General features: G+C 69.1%; 14 protein-coding genes and 1 pseudogene. 10 read left to right on the plus strand and 5 right to left on the minus strand.

Annotated elements, in window-relative coordinates:
• The 3 genes and pseudogenes from D7Y13_RS26470 to D7Y13_RS26480 all read left to right on the plus strand — a co-directional run.
• Positions 1-386, plus strand: a pseudogene (locus D7Y13_RS26470) (ABC transporter substrate-binding protein); the annotation flags it as partial.
• Between the two features lie 50 nt (positions 387-436).
• Positions 437-1,261, plus strand: coding sequence for a carbohydrate ABC transporter permease (locus tag D7Y13_RS26475; protein ID WP_370451727.1), 825 nt, complete (start codon positions 437-439; stop codon positions 1,259-1,261).
• The gene (locus tag D7Y13_RS26480) at positions 1,258-2,067 is read left to right on the plus strand and encodes a carbohydrate ABC transporter permease (RefSeq protein ID WP_120534187.1); all 810 of its coding nucleotides are present in this window, start codon (positions 1,258-1,260) and stop codon (positions 2,065-2,067) included. Before D7Y13_RS26475 ends, D7Y13_RS26480 begins: the two co-directional genes overlap by 4 nt.
• A 6-nt stretch (positions 2,068-2,073) precedes the next feature.
• Here D7Y13_RS26480 and D7Y13_RS26485 read toward each other — a convergent pair whose 3' ends face one another.
• From D7Y13_RS26485 to D7Y13_RS26500, 4 genes are all read right to left on the minus strand, one after another.
• Positions 2,074-2,391 (minus strand): type II toxin-antitoxin system RelE/ParE family toxin, encoded by a 318-nt coding sequence (locus tag D7Y13_RS26485; RefSeq protein ID WP_120585374.1) that lies wholly within the window; start codon positions 2,389-2,391, stop codon positions 2,074-2,076.
• 15 nt (positions 2,392-2,406) lie between these two features.
• Entirely contained in the window at positions 2,407-2,646 is a 240-nt protein-coding gene (locus tag D7Y13_RS26490; RefSeq protein ID WP_158620465.1) for an addiction module protein, read from the minus strand.
• Positions 2,647-2,746: 100 nt separating this feature from the next.
• A complete protein-coding gene (locus tag D7Y13_RS26495; RefSeq protein ID WP_120585376.1) occupies positions 2,747-3,403 on the minus strand; it encodes an NAD(P)H-binding protein in 657 nt (218 codons plus the stop codon).
• A 117-nt stretch (positions 3,404-3,520) separates the two neighbouring features.
• Positions 3,521-4,780, minus strand: coding sequence for a phospholipase D-like domain-containing protein (locus tag D7Y13_RS26500; protein ID WP_233595871.1), 1,260 nt, complete (start codon positions 4,778-4,780; stop codon positions 3,521-3,523).
• Positions 4,781-4,981: 201 nt separating this feature from the next.
• Between D7Y13_RS26500 and D7Y13_RS26505 the strand changes: the two genes are divergently transcribed.
• The 7 genes from D7Y13_RS26505 to D7Y13_RS26535 all read left to right on the plus strand — a co-directional run bounded on the left by D7Y13_RS26505 (position 4,982) and on the right by D7Y13_RS26535 (position 13,267).
• Positions 4,982-5,329: a YciI family protein gene (locus tag D7Y13_RS26505; protein ID WP_120534183.1), complete on the plus strand. Its 348-nt coding sequence runs from the start codon at positions 4,982-4,984 to the stop codon at positions 5,327-5,329.
• A complete protein-coding gene (locus D7Y13_RS26510) occupies positions 5,322-6,578 on the plus strand; it encodes an RNA polymerase sigma factor (protein WP_120585372.1) in 1,257 nt (418 codons plus the stop codon). The genes D7Y13_RS26505 and D7Y13_RS26510 overlap by 8 nt, the downstream gene beginning before the upstream one ends.
• A gap of 163 nt (positions 6,579-6,741) precedes the next feature.
• Positions 6,742-8,355, plus strand: coding sequence for a cell division protein FtsK (locus D7Y13_RS26515; RefSeq protein ID WP_120585371.1), 1,614 nt, complete (start codon positions 6,742-6,744; stop codon positions 8,353-8,355).
• A 282-nt stretch (positions 8,356-8,637) separates the two neighbouring features.
• Complete coding sequence (locus D7Y13_RS48765) at positions 8,638-9,996, plus strand: Tox-REase-5 domain-containing protein (protein ID WP_370451726.1); 1,359 nt, start codon at positions 8,638-8,640, stop codon at positions 9,994-9,996.
• Positions 9,997-10,008: 12 nt separating this feature from the next.
• A complete protein-coding gene (locus D7Y13_RS26525; protein WP_120538445.1) occupies positions 10,009-10,752 on the plus strand; it encodes an immunity 52 family protein in 744 nt (247 codons plus the stop codon).
• A 109-nt stretch (positions 10,753-10,861) separates the two neighbouring features.
• Complete coding sequence (locus D7Y13_RS26530; RefSeq protein WP_120585369.1) at positions 10,862-12,493, plus strand: Tox-REase-5 domain-containing protein; 1,632 nt, start codon at positions 10,862-10,864, stop codon at positions 12,491-12,493.
• A 12-nt stretch (positions 12,494-12,505) separates the two neighbouring features.
• Positions 12,506-13,267, plus strand: coding sequence for an immunity 52 family protein (locus D7Y13_RS26535; RefSeq protein ID WP_120585368.1), 762 nt, complete (start codon positions 12,506-12,508; stop codon positions 13,265-13,267).
• 3 nt (positions 13,268-13,270) lie between these two features.
• Here D7Y13_RS26535 and gorA read toward each other — a convergent pair.
• The coding region (gene gorA / locus D7Y13_RS26540) for a glutathione-disulfide reductase (RefSeq protein WP_120630801.1) at positions 13,271-14,606 on the minus strand (1,336 nt) is incomplete at its 5' end.

The following is a 14,606-nucleotide window of genomic DNA, read 5'->3' on the forward strand; positions in this document are numbered from 1 at the left end:
GGGGGACGCTGGGCGGGTGGCAGCTCGCGGTGAACGCGCATGTGTCGCCCGCGCGCCGCAAGGCCGCGGCCCGGCTCATCGCGCACCTGACGTCGCCGGAGGCCAACCGGGTGCTGGCGCTGCACTACGCTCGCAACCCTCCGAGGCTGGCGCTGTATGACGATCCGGAGTTGAAGCGGGAGGAGCCGTTCATCGCGAGCTTGAAGGAGGCGCTGGTGCGGGCGCGGCCTCGGCCGGTGACGCCGTACTACCTGCTCATCGCGGACGTACTCCAGAGCGAGTTCTCCGCCGCCGTGGCCGGCATCCGCAGCCCCGAGGAGTCGCTGTCGCGCGCGCAGAAGCAGGTGGATCACCTGACGGGTGAGACGGTGGAGGGTGTGCGGTGAGCGGCGGGGGTTCACAGGCCCGGGAGCGGCGGCAGGCGTACCTGCTGGTGATGCCCGCGGTGCTGGTGCTGGCCGTGGTGGCGCTGTACCCGGTGCTGGCCGCCATCTGGTTGAGCCTGCACCGCTTCATCCTGGTGTTCGGCGAGCGGCGCTTCACGGGCCTGGAGAACTACGTCTACCTCTTCGGGGATGCGCGCTTCTGGTCGGCGCTGGGGAACACGGCGTACTTCACGGCGGTGGCGGTGACGGTGGAGTTGCTGCTCGCGGTGCCGCTGGCGCTGCTGCTCAACCGCGCGTTCCCGGGCCGGGGATTGCTGCGAGCGTCGGTGCTGGTGCCGTGGGCGATTCCCACGGTGGTGAGTGCCCGGCTGTGGGCGTGGATGTTCAATCCGGACTACGGGTTGATCAACCGCCTGCTGGGCGGCGCGGACATCAACTGGCTGGGGGCGCCGGGGTACGCGCTGCACGCGGCCATCCTGGTGGACGTGTGGAAGACGACGCCGTTCGTGGCGCTGCTGGTGCTGGCCGGGTTGCAGGGCATTCCGGAGGACCTCTACAAGGCGGCACGGGTGGACGGGGCGTCCACGTGGCGGCAGTTCCGCGCCATCACGGTGCCGCTGCTGAAGCCGGCGCTGCTGCTGGCGGTGCTGTTCCGTTCGCTGGATGCGTTCCGGGTGTTTGACGCCATCTATGTGCTGACGGAGGGCGGGCCCGCGAACACGACGGAGACGCTGAGCATCTACGCGTACAAGACGCTGATGCGCTCCGGCGACTTCGGCTACGGCAGCGCGCTGTCGGTGGCGACGTTCCTGTGCGTGGTGTTGCTGGCGGTGGTGTGGCTCAAGTGGTTGGGGCGCGAGGAGGGGCGGCGATGAAGCGGCCGGGGCTGGGCACGGCGCTGGCCGTGGTGGCGTTCCTCACGTTCTTCCTGGGCCCGTTCCTGTGGCAGGTACTGACGAGCCTGTGGCCGGACGGCGAGTTGACGCGGCCGTGGCCTTCGCACCTGACGGGCGCGAACTACCAGAGCGTGTTGTTCGGGCGGCCGTTCCTGTGGGCGGTGTTGAACTCGCTGGTGGTGGCGACGCTGACGACGGTGTTCTGCCTGACGGTGGGCGCGTCGGCGGCGTTCGCGTTGGCGAAGCTGGAGTTCCGGGGGCGGGGGCTGCTGCTGTCCGCGGCGCTGGGCGTGTCGATGTTCCCGCCCATCGCCACGGTGAGCCCGCTGTACCTCATCCTCAACGCGGTGGGCCTGCGGGACAGCCTGGTGGGGCTGGCGCTGCCGTACACGACGTTCGCGCTGCCGTTGACGCTGTGGGTGCTGACGTCGTTCTTCCGCCAGTTGCCGGATGAGCTGTACCGGGCGGCGCGGGTGGACGGGTGCACCCCATTTGGAGCGTTCCGCCGGGTGCTGTTGCCGCTGGCGGCGCCGGGGCTGGCGACGACAGCCATCCTGGTCTTCATCTTCGCGTGGAACGAGTTCCTCTACGCGCTGACGTTCCTGTCCACGCCGGAGAAGCGCACGGTGCCGGTGGCTATCAGCCTCTTCGCCAGCGAGTACAAGGAACCGTGGGGGGAGATCGCCGCCGCGTCCGTGGTGGCGACGCTGCCGCTGGTGGTGCTGACGGTGTTGTTCCAGCGGCGCATCGTGTCCGGACTCACGGCCGGGGCGGTGAAGGAGTAGCGCGGGTCAGCGGCTGCTGTGCGCGCGAGGCAGCCAGTATCCAGGCCGGCGCCGCAGGTGTGCGAGGGCAAGGACCACCACGCCCTCATCTCGGATGAGATAGGGGATGGCGAAGGGATGGTCCTGCATCAGGAAGCGGCGGATGGGCGGCGTATGGCGGATCCCAGACCAGAGGGGCCAGCGGTCTGGATGCTCTTCGATGTCCGTCAAGGATCGGAGGATGGCCGCGTCCAGGATGTCGCCGAATCCCTGTCGCTGGTCCTCATACCAGTCCGATACCTCCTCGATTTCCGAGGTGGCAGCGGGATGCAGTTGGATGGGCATCGTTGACGGTGGGGCCTACCGTCGCCGTCGTGCGCGCTCCTCCATCTGTTTTTTGACTTCCTCGAAACTGACGAGCTCGACCGTGCCGTCGATGACCTCCTGGGCCCGGTTCGCGAGTTCCCGGGTCCAGTCCTCTTCGGCATCCTGGACTTCCGCGCTTTCATCCAGGCTGAGCAGCAGCTCATGCGCAATCCGGGCCCGTTCCTCCCGGGAGAGTCGCATCGCATCGGTGAGCACTTCATCGACGGTCGCCATCAACACCAGTCTAGCTCCTTCGCAGGCCCCGTGCTTGCTCGCCATGAGGGCGCGTTGCCTGCTTGAACAGCAGCGGAGCCTTCTATTCCGCGGGTCTGACCTACCGCCCCGCGGCCTCCACCTCCGCCCACAGGCTCTTGCCTTCGAGCACCGCGTTGATGGGTGCTCGACGCTCCGCCACGCGCAGCAGCACGGCGGCCAACTGGTCCAGGTGCATGGGCTTGAGGTTGCCCAGCAGCGGCAGCTTCCCGAGCGTGTGCAGGAGGCCAGGGGGACGGTGGTATTCGCCCTCCAGCGCGGGCGGTCGCACCATCGTGTACGCGATGCCGCTGTCGCGCACGATGCGCTCCGCCTCCGCCTTGGCCTTCAGGTACGCGCCCACCGGACGGCCCGCGCCCACCGACGTGAGCAACACGATGTGGTCCACGCCCGCCTTCTTCGCCGCGTCCACCAGTTGTTGCGTGGTGCCGATGTCGCTCGACTCGTACGTGTCCCCCGCCGCGAAGCGCTTGCGCATCGTGCCGATGAGCTGGAGCACCGTCGTGCTGCCGCGCATCGCCTCCGCCAGCGCGGGCGCATCCGCCAGCTCCAGCACGGCCTTCTTCTTCCAGCCGCTCGCGGGCTCCGTGCCCGCGCTCTTGGGGCGCACCTGCGGAAGCACATCCAGGCCGCGTGCCAGGGCCTGGCGCATCAGCGTGCGGCCGGTCGCGCCCGTGGCGCCCGCGATGAAGAGATGACGAGGGGATGCGGTGCTCATGAGGAAGTCTCCCGGGCCCATGTTCCGGCCCGCGCCTCCTCTTGAGCACAAGGCCCGGCTGCTTGCCCAGTGCTTCCCGCTGCCTCGCGGGAAACCGGACAGCGGTCCGGACTTCATTCAACGCTCGGCGCGCTCGGCCTGGACCTCTCGTGCCTTCGTCAGGTCCTCCAGGAAGAACTCCTCCAGCCGCCGTGCCGCCTCCACGTCCTCCAGCACCAGCGAGCCTTCTTCCAACAGGTTGAACGACAGCGCGTCGTAGTTGATGGACCCCACCAGCACCAGGCGGTCATCCACCAGCATCGTCTTGGCGTGCATCATGGACGGCTGGAACTCCCAGATGCGCACGCCCGCCGCCAGCAACGTGTCGTAGGTCTGACGCTGCAACACCGTGATGGCCCGCTGGTCGTTCTTGTCCCCCGGCGCCAGCACCCGCACGTCCACGCCCGCCTTCGCCCGCTCCACCAGCAGCTGCATGAGCGCGTCGTTGGGCGTGAAGTACGCCTGCGAAATCCACAGCCGCTTCTTCGCCGCCTTCACCATCAACTGCGTCAGCCGCTCCGCGCGCGTCACCTCCGGGTTCGCCGTGCTGCTGACGAAGCCCGCCCAGCCCCTGCCTGCGTCGTCCAGGCCGGGCTGTCCCTGTGACAGCAGCGTGGGGAAGTCCGTGAGCGGCAACAGCTCGCCCGTGGACTCCTGCCAGTTCTCCGCGAAGGCCTGCTGGAGCTGCGCCACCACCGGGCCCTGCACTCGCACGTTGGTGTCCCGCCACTCCTGTTCGTTGCGCGCCTCACCCAGCCATTCGTCCTGGATGGCGAGCCCGCCGGTGACGGCCACCTTGCCGTCCACCACGAGGATCTTGCGGTGGTTGCGCGCCAGGTTCTCGTCCGCGGGCAGCGGGCGGAACATGTGCGCTTCACAGCCGGCGGCTTCCAGCTTCGGCTTCACTTCCTTCTCGAACGGACCGCTGCCCATGGGGTCCACCAGCACGCGGCAGGTGACTCCCTTCGCGGCACGTTCGCGCAGGGCTTCGAGCATCCGGTCGGATGCGCGCCCCGGACGCCAGATGAACATCACGATGTTGACGGAGGCGCGGGCCCGGCCGATTTCTTCCACCATCACGTCGAACACGGCGCCGTTGTTCGCCCACCGGATGCGGTTGCGCGGTTCCATCCGCACGCCCGTCGTCTGGTACAGCGCCGCCGCGAAGTCCGCACCGTGCGAACCCACCTGCCCTGTGAGGTGGAATGGACGTGACGATTCCTCCGTGGTGCAGGCGGACGGACATCCCGCGAGCACCAGCGCCCCCAACCCCGCCACCCATCGCCAGTTCATGCCCACGTCGGTGCCCGCTGCCTCCTGCTCTTGAGGGGTAGGCATGCGCGGGACCCCTGTCATCCGTGGGTACAGGAAGAGTGTTCTCTGGCTGCCTGGGTGGGTGTGCGCACCCAGCGGCGAGGTAGGGGTGCCTTCCCTGTTCAGGGGCCATGTCGATCTTCCGCGACATGGGCCGTCTTTTCGGATGAACGCTCCGCATGTCGCGGGGCCGGCGCACCCGCCGTTGTCCGAAAGGTCCACCCCATGTCCCGCTACCTGATGCTGCTGCACGAGACCCCCGCCCACTTCGCCGCGAAGTCGCCCGCCGAACTCCAGGCCATCGTGGAGGAGTACATCCAGTGGAGCGACCGGCTGCGGAAGGAGGGCCGTCTGCTCCTGTCGGAGAAGCTGGTGGACGAGGGCGGTAAGCGCCTGAAGCAGCAGGGCGGCCAGCTCCTCGTCTCGGATGGGCCGTACGCGGAGGTGAAGGACGTGGTGGGCGGCCTCTTCATCCTGTCGGCGGAGTCGTACGACGACGCGGTGGCCCTGGCCCGGACCTGCCCCCACCTGCTCCACGGTGAAGTCGAGCTGCGCGCCATCGACGATGCCTGAGACGCCGCTGTCTTCCACCGATGTCGCGACGGTGCTGGACCTGGCCTTCCGCCAGTGGTCCGCCGGCCTCGTCGCGGCGCTGGCCCGGCGCGTGGGCCTGGGGCGCCTGGACCTGGCGGAGGACGCGGTCCAGTTCGCCATGCTCCAGGCGGCCCGCACGTGGGGCTTCCACGGCGTCCCGGAGAACCCCCGCGCGTGGCTGCTGCGCGTGGGGGCGAACCGGCTGACGGACCTGGTGCGCCTGCGCGCGCCCGAGGTCCAGGACGCTCCGGTGGAAGACTCCGTGGAGCCGGACGCTGAGCCCACGCGCTACGCGGCAGAGCTTCCGGACGATGCGCTGCGGTTGCTCTTCGCGTGCTGTCACCCGGCGCTCTCGCGCGAGATGCAGGTGACGCTCACGTTGAAGGTCGCGTGTGGATTCTCCGTGCGCGAGGTCGCCGCCGCGTTGCTCGCCGACGAGCCCACCGTGGCGCAGCGGTTGGTGCGCGCGAAGCGCACGCTGCGCACCTGTCGCGCGACGCTGGAGGTGCCGTCCCCGGAGGCGCTGCCTGAGCGGCTGGGCGCGGTGCACCCGGCGCTCTACCTGCTCTTCAACGAAGGCTATGAGGCCTCCGAGGGGCACGACCTGTCCCGCGCGGAGCTGTGCGCGGAGGCGCTGCGGTTGGCGGAGGTGCTGCTCTCGCACCCGGGCACGGCGACACCGGAGGGGCATGCGCTGGCCGCGCTGTTCTGCTTCCGCGCCTCCCGGCTCCCGGGTCGTGTGGATGCGCGGGGTGCGTTCGTGCCGCAGGCGGCGCGGGAGGGGACGGAGGCTTCGCCGCTGTTGCTCGCCCGGGGGCTGGGACACCTGCGCGCGTCCATGGGGCCCGTGCTGACGCCGCTGCACCTGGAGGCGGAGATCGCCCTGCTGCATGCGAACACCGCCGTGCCGGGCCCGGAGGACAGCGCGCGGCTGCTGGCGTTGTACGACGCGCTGCTCGCGCTCAAGCCCTCGCCCATCGTGGCGCTGGGCCGCGTTGTGGCGCTGGGGCGGGTGCGGGGACCGGCCGAGGCGCTGGAGGCGCTGGGGCCGCTGCGCTCGGTGGGGGTGTTGCAACGCTACCCGTACCGCTTCGCCGTGGAGGGCATGCTGCTGGAGCAGGCGGGAGAGCGGGGCAGGGCGGCGGATTGCTTCCGACAGGCCGCCGCGCTGGCGAGGACGCCGCCGCAACGCGAGTACCTGCTCGCTCGGGCCCGGGCCTGTGGGTGAGCGCGGAGGGGCCGGAGGCGCAGGATGATGACGGAGCCCAGGCTGGACGGCGCGAACGAAGCCATCGCGCAGGGCGGCAAACCTGTCCGCTTATCCTGGTAGAGTTTGGAATCCTCGATTCAGTGTCGAGTGCCGTCCTCCGAACCCTCGCCAGGAAGAAGTCATGCGCCCTTCTCCGTTGCCGGCTGTCTACTCCCGCTTGCTGGGCCTGATGGCCTGGGGCGTCGTCTCGGTCAATGCGAGCTGTGCGCCCCTGCCGGAGTCGGAGGCGGAAGCGCTGGGCAGCTCCGTCTCCGCGGTCACGGGCGGCAACATCCTCTTCGTGGGCAACAGCTTCACCCACGGCAACGAGGAGCCGGCGTATTCGTACAACAAGGCCGCGGTCACCGACACGAACGGCTCCGGTGTGGGGGGCATCCCGGGCATCTTCAAGAAGCTGACCACGCAGGCGGGCCTGTCGTTCAACGTCAGCCTGGAGACGGCCAGCGGACAGAGCCTCGCGTGGCACTACGGCAACCGGGCCGCGATCATCGGTCAGGCCACGTGGAACACCGTCGTGTTGCAGGAGCAGAGCACGACGCCGCTGCCCACCGCGCGGGGCGGCTCGCCCTCGGGCTTCACGAATGCGGCCCGCGACCTGCGCTCGCTGGTGCTCTCCAAGAACCCCGCCGCGAACCTGTTCCTGTACGAGACGTGGGCTTCGCCCACCTCCGTCGGCACGCAGGGCTACCCGAGCGGCACGCCGGGCCTCCAGGCGATGCAGACCGACCTGCGCGATGCCTATTTCAAGGCCTCGCGGGAGCTGGGCTTCACGGGCGTGGCCCGGGTGGGCGACGGCTTCCTGCGCGCGGTCGACCAGGACCTGGCGGATCCGAACCCCGCCGATGGCATCTCCGCGGGCATGTTCAACCTGTGGAGCGCCCAGGACAGCCGCCATTCGAGCAGGTACGGCAGCTACCTGTCGGCGGCGGTGCTGTTCGCGAAGATTACCCAGCTGGATCCTCGAAGTCTGGCGACGGGCACGGGCAGCGCGGCGGCCGGGCTGGGCATCAGCGCGGCCGATGCCAGCAACATGCATCGCATCGCCTACGAAATCGTGGCGCTGCCCGACCCGGTCGTGGCCCGTACGCGCCTGCCGGTCACCCGCGCGACCTTCACAGGCGCGGTGACGGCGGGCACCCCGGTCAGCATCACCGGCGGCGCGCAGCTGGCTTCGCTCACCACGGAGGAGGGCACCTTCACCAACGTGGTGGGCGCGACGGCCAGCGGCATCACGGGCACCAACACGCCCAGCTCGCTGGGGACGGTGCCTGCCAACGTCAACGCCGCTGCTTCGGGACTCGGGGCGAACGACGGCGCGAACAACGTGGGCGCGGGCAACTTCCAGTTCGGTACGGGCTTCAGCGCCAGGACGCGCTTCTTCATCGTGGAGAGCACGCTGGCCTCCGCGGCGGTGGGCGACCCTACGACCGTCACGTTGATCAACGTGTCCAATCAGACGGTGGGCACGTATTCGCTGTCGTTGGGTGAGAGCGACTTCACCGCCACGGCCGCGGGCAACACCTCCGCTTCTCTGGCGACGCTCAACTACACGGGCGGCGTGGCGAGCGTCACCGGCACCCCCGCGGGGTCGGTGAAGTCGAAGCTGGGCGCGGTGTCGTTCTCCCTGGCGGACCTGGGCGTGAGCGACGTCGCGAGCGTCAGCGGCGCCACCGGCCTTCGGATCTCCAGCTCCACGCTGGATCCGAACGTCGTTGGTCTCTACACGGTGCCCTGAATGCAGACCCATACGACGTGCTGGAGCGCCATGAAGAAGGGTGCCGCTCCTGCGCGTCGACGCATGCGCACGGATATCCTGTTGTTGTGCCTGGCGATGGTCCTCACCGGCTGCGCGTCGCTGCCCCCCGCGCCTGCTCGAAGCCTGGGCCATGCGGTCCGTGAGGCGTCGGCCCCTGCTCTCACGACATCTCCGGGGGATGGGGCTTCGCGCGCGTCGGCTCCGTTGTCACGGTTCGTCACGGACCCCGTGGCATCGGCACGGCTGCATCGTCGCGGAGGCATGACGGGCGCGAATCCTGTTCGCACGACTGGGGGCCCTCGCGGCAGCCCGCAGGCGGATGTCTGGGAGAAGTTGCTGACGGCGGCGGGGCTGGAGGAGCGGGATGCGCGGCCCATTCCAGGAGGTGCGCTCACGTCCACGCAAGCGACGCGGCTGCTGTCAGTGTTTCTGGGCAAGCCGGTGACGCTCGGCACCTTCCCCGCGCGCATGGCCGTGGGCCACGTGTTGCGCGAGGTGCTGGAGCAGGGCGAGGTGTCTCGGGACACATTGCTGCGCCGGGTGGAGCGCTTCCGCCGGGTGGCGGTATTGCGGCCGGATGGCCACCTGGCGTGGGTGTGGACAGGGCGCACGCAGCAGAAGGCCGGAGCCCTGAAGTGGAAGGACGGCACGTTCCGGGCCGGGCCGTTCGAGCTGGGTCGCTTCTACGTCAGCAACGGCTTCGTCATCGAGCTGGCGGACGAGCAGTTGGAGCCTGTGCACGGCCCGGTGTTCGTCGAGGTGTACGACGACGCGGACCTCATCAGCCGCACGTTGGATGGAGCCGAGGCGGCGGTCGTGAAGCTGGCGCTCGCGCTGGGCCAGTTCCTCACGGCCCCGAGGGACAGCATCGCCGCGCTGAAGGACCTGCCCGCGGGAGTGGTCGCGCTCCTTGCTTCATCGCCCGAATACTTCGAACGCTTCCGGTACATGACGCGCGGCGAGCAGGTGCAGGCGGTGGCGGAGTTGACGACAAGCCTGCTCGTCACGAAGGGCACCGCGACCTCCGCGACGCGCACGGTGACAGGCGCGCTGGCGGGTGCGGAAGCCACGGTGCCGGTGCTGTCGCTGTCCGCGCAGGGCGCGCTTACCCTCGAGCGCATCGCTGTACCCGTGGGGCGGGCTGCATCCGTGCTGGGGGGCGGGCCTGGAGCGGCCATCGTCCTCCAACGGGCCAACACGGCCACTCCGCCTCCTGGCCCCGGCAAGTGGGGGCCTGCCGAGGAGTCGATGTCCGCGCGATCCCGGCGCTACCAGGAGCAGATCTCGGGGCACTCGGCGGATGAGGCCTACTGGGTCGGAGGCGTGGGCAAAAACAGCGGCGGCGTGAAGTTCGACGGGTTCGTGGACGGCGTGCTACGGGAAGCCAAGGGGCCGGGCTATGCGAAGTTCTTCGAGGGGCTGGAGCCCAAGGAATGGTTCAAGAACTCGGGAGCCCAGGGGTTGATTGATCAGGCGAGACGACAGGCCGAGAAGGTTCGTGGCATGGGCATCTCCGTCCGGTGGCATGTCGCTGAGAAATCTGCCGTCGATGCCTTCCGCGAACTCTTCAAGCGCGCTCGTGTCGAGGGGGTCGAAATCCTCCACACTCCTGCGCTCTAAGTCGAGGACCTCATGACCGTGACCTATCCCGATACCTTCTTTGCAGGAGCCTACTGGGGACCTCGCAAGGAGTCTCCCGAGGAGTGCGCTCGTCGCACAGCGAGCTTTCTCAACCTTCTGGCTGAGTGTGACCCGTTCCTCTCCCACTGGTACAAGCCTGCGAAGTCGCGCAAAGACGCGCGAAAGCATCCGCTCATGCCGCCGGATGTCGTGACCCTCACCGAATTGTTCCGACGTGGGGCCAACCGTGAGCGAGGGGGGCCGGCCATTGAGCCACTAGGCTTTGGCTTCTGGTTCGACAATGGTGGAGCCGGTCGTGACTGTGCGGACCTGCGCATCTTCTGCGGTGGATACTCGGAAGCGGTTTCCAACTCCTGCTTCTTGTCGCTCCCCAGCCAGGGAGCGAATGCGGAGCGATTGTTCACGGCCCCCGCATTGGCTCGCGTGGTGCGCAGCATGGCGGTTGCTTGGGAACCCGATTGGGTGGCGGCGATGTCCCGCACACATCGGGATGAGGACGACAAGGATGGCAAGGCCGACAAGTGGCTCGGCTGGGTGACCTACCTCTCTCGTCAACAGGGCACCGTGCCGCCGCTCCCTGCCCCCGTGCGCATCGAGCCCGTGGAGGACCGGGGGACGCTGATCATCCTGACCCCCGAGCGCTTCACGGTGGCCAACCCCGAGCACACCGCGCTGGCGCGGCACGTGCGCGAGCTGCTGGCCGGGGCGGGTCTCATGCAGCCCGCTTCACCCTGACCGTCAGGACCTGCGTCCCTTGTCTGTGGGGGGGCGCGTGGGGAGCGGCTGGAAGAGGACGGGACGCAGCGACCGGGCGCCTTCGCTTCGGTGGACCTGAGGGTGGACCATGCGCGTTGAGGCCTTGTTGTTGTGCATTGCGATGGCCGTCACCGGCTGCGCGGGGCTGACACCTGCGTCCAACCAGGGGCGGAGCCTGAGCTACACGCCACGCGAGGCCAACGGCCCTGCTTCAGCGCCGCCGGGTGATGCCTCTTCCCAGGTGTCCGCCGCCCCGCCACGGTTCGTTACGGGCTCAGAGAAACCGGTACGGCTGCACCGTCGCAAGGGCGCTCGCGAGGTGGCGACGGGCGCGAATCCTGTTCGCACGACTGGGGTCCCTCGCGGCAGCCCGCAGGCGGATGTCTGGGAGAAGCTGCTGACGGCGGCGGGGCTGGAGGAGCGGGATGCGCGGCCCATTCCAGGAGGTGCGCTCACGCCCACGCAAGCGACGCGGCTGCTGTCAGTGTTTCTGGGCAAGCCGGTGACGCTCGGCACCTTCCCCGCGCGCATGGCCGTGGGCCACGTGTTGCGCGAGGTGCTGGAGCAGGGCGAGGTGTCTCGGGACACATTGCTGCGCCGGGTGGAGCGCTTCCGCCGGGTGGCGGTATTGCGGCCGGATGGCCACCTGGCGTGGGTGTGGACAGGGCGCACGCAGCAGAAGGCCGGAGCCCTGAAGTGGAAGGACGGCACGTTCCGGGCCGGGCCGTTCGAGCTGGGTCGCTTCTACGTCAGCAACGGCTTCGTCATCGAGCTGGCGGACGAGCAGTTGGAGCCTGTGCACGGCCCGGTGTTCGTCGAGGTGTACGACGACGCGGACCTCATCAGCCGCACGTTGGATGGAGCCGAGGCGGCGGTCGTGAAGCTGGCGCTCGCGCTGGGCCAGTTCCTCACGGCCCCGAGGGACAGCATCGCCGCGCTGAAGGACCTGCCCGCGGGAGTGGTCGCGCTCCTTGCTTCATCGCCCGAATACTTCGAGCGCTTCCGGTACATGACGCGCGGCGAGCAGGTGCAGGCGGTGGCGGAGTTGACGACGAGCCTGCTCGTCACGAAGGGCACCGCGACCTCCGCGACGCGCACGGTGACAGGCGCGCTGGCGGGTGCGGAAGCCACGGTGCCGGTGCTGTCGCTGTCCGCGCAGGGCGCGCTCACCCTCGAGCGCATCGCTGTACCCGTGGGGCGGGCTGCATCCGTGCTGGGGGGCGGGCCTGGAGCGGCCATCGTCCTCCAACGGGCCAACACGGCGACGGGACAGTCATCGCCCGCCGGTGGGCGCGGTCCAGGACAATGGGCCCCGTCCGAAGAGAGGGGCGCGCCCCCACGCGCGCGGGCCTACCAGGAGCAGATCTCGGGATGCTCCTCCGATGATGCCTACTGGGTCGGTGGCGTGGGAAGAAAGAGTGGTGGCGTGAAGTTCGACGGCTTCACGGACGGAGTGCTACTGGAGGCAAAGGGACCTGGCTATGCCGAGTTCTTCGAGGGCAACCTTGCCCCCAAGAACTGGTTCAAGAGTTCAGGCAAGGCCCAGGACATCGTGGATCAAGGCAGGAGGCAGCGCGACATCGCCCGGGGCACGGGAAGCCGCATCGAGTGGCACGTTGCCGAAAAGCATGCGGCAGATGCCATTCGGAAGCTGCTGAAGGGCAATGACATCACCGAGATTGCCGTCATCCACACTCCAGCACGCCCATTGGTGCCCTGAGAGAAGCGCCTCATGACGACCCAGACCACGCCGAAGACCCATCCTGAGACCTACTCCGCAGGTGCCTACTGGGGGCCGCGCCAGGAGTCCCCCGAGGAGTGCGCCCGGCGAGCGGTGACATTCCTCAATCTTCTGGCCGGGTGTGATCCCCTGCTGGCGCAGTGGAACAAGATTCCCAAGCCACGCGGCAGGGGACGCAAGACCCCCCTCATGCCCCCTGACCTCGCCACCCTGACAGAGGCGTTCCGGCGCGGCGTCAACCGCGAGCCCGGCGGGCCGCCCATCGAGCACCTGGGTTTGACCGTCGCGGCATACAACGATGGCTCCGGCCAGGACTTCGCGGACGTGAGCATGCACTGCGGGAGCTACGAGCAAGACAGCTCCGCCAATGTGTGCGTCCTGTCGCTCCCTTCCCAAGGGGAGAACGCGGAGCGAATCCTCACTGCATCCGTGTTGACCGAAGTGGTGCGCGGCATGGCGCTGGCCTGGGAACCTGATTGGGCGGTGGCCATGTCCGAGACGTATCGGGAGATGGACGACAGACAGGGCAAGGAGGACATCGGGTTGGGCTGGGTGACGTACCTCGCACGTCACCGGGGTACGGTGCCCCCGCTTCCTGCCCCTGTGCGGATCGAGCCCGTGGAGGACAAGGGCACACTGATCATCCTCACGCCTGAGCGCTTCACCGTGGCCAACCCCGAGCACGTCGCACTGGCGCGGCACGTGCGCGAGCTGCTGGCCGGAGCGGGCCTCCTGCGGCCAGCCTCGCCCTGACGGTCAGGTAGACCCGCGCCCCTTGTCCGCCGGCGCCACGATTTCGCGGCCCAGCTCCAGCAGCGTGGCGCTCTCCGACGGGTCGGGTCGTTTGTCGCGCAGGGTCACGAACTCCTCCGCCGCCGTGGGGTGGATGCCCACCGTGGCGTCGAGCTGCTTCTTCGTCACGCCGCACTTCAGCGCCACCGCGAGCCCCTGGATGATCTCCGGTGCGTCCGCGCCCACCATGTGGAAGCCCAGCACGCGTTCGGTGCCGCGCTCCACCACGACCTTCATCATCGTGCGCTCGTCGCGGCCGGTCAGTGTGTGCTTCATGGGCCGGAAGCTGGAGACGTAGACGTCCACCCGGCCGTGCCGCTCGATGGCCTCTCGCTCCGTGAGCCCCACCGTGCCCACCGGCGGCTGGCTGAACACCGCGGACGGGACGTTCTCGTGGTCCATCGTCACCGGGTTGTTCCGGTACAGCGTCTCCACCATCGCCCGGCCCTCCGCGATGGCCACCGGCGTGAGGTTGATGCGGTCCGTGACGTCCCCCACCGCATAGATGCTCTCCACCGACGAGCGCGACTGCGCGTCCACCACCACCGCCCCGCGCGCATCCAGCTTCACGCCCGCCTCCTCCAGCCCCAGCCCCTGCGTGTTCGCCACGCGCCCGGTGGAGTACAGCACCGCGTCCACCTCCAGCGTGTCCCCCATGCGCGTCATCAGGCTGAGCGCGCCGTCCTCGCGCTTCTCGATGTCCTCGACGAAGGTCTCCGGCTTGATGTCCACGCCCTTCTTGCGCATCTCCTCCGTCAACGCCGCGCGCACGTCGTTGTCGAAGCCGCGCAACACCGTGTCGCCGCGAATCAACATCGTCACCTTCACGCCCAGCGCCGCGAAGATGCCCGCGAACTCCACGCCGATGTAGCCGCCGCCCACCACCGCCACCCGGCGGGGCAGCTCCGGCAGCTCCAGCGCCTGCTCCGACGTGAGCGCGTGCTCGATGCCCGGCACCTGCGGCAGGAAGGGCCTCCCCCCCGTCGCGATGAGGATGCGCTCCGCCGTGTAACGCCTGCCCGCGACCTCCACTGTGTGCGCGTCCACCACCCGGCCCCGGCCCTCCACCAGCGTCACGCCCGAGTCGCGCAGGAGCCGCCCGTAGATGCCCGTCAGCCGGTCCAGCTCCTTCGCCTTCTTCTCCTGGAGCCGCTTCCACTCCAGCGCGGGCCCGTTCACCGTCCAGCCGTAGCCGGCCGCGTCCTCCATGTCGTAGCGGTAGTGCGCCGCGTACACGAGCAGCTTCTTGGGCACGCACCCGCGCAGCACGCACGTGCCACCCACACGCCCCTCCTCGCAG

Origin of the sequence: Corallococcus praedator, assembly GCF_003612125.1 — a bacterium.
In the GTDB taxonomy this organism is placed as follows: Bacteria; Myxococcota; Myxococcia; order Myxococcales; family Myxococcaceae; genus Corallococcus; species Corallococcus praedator.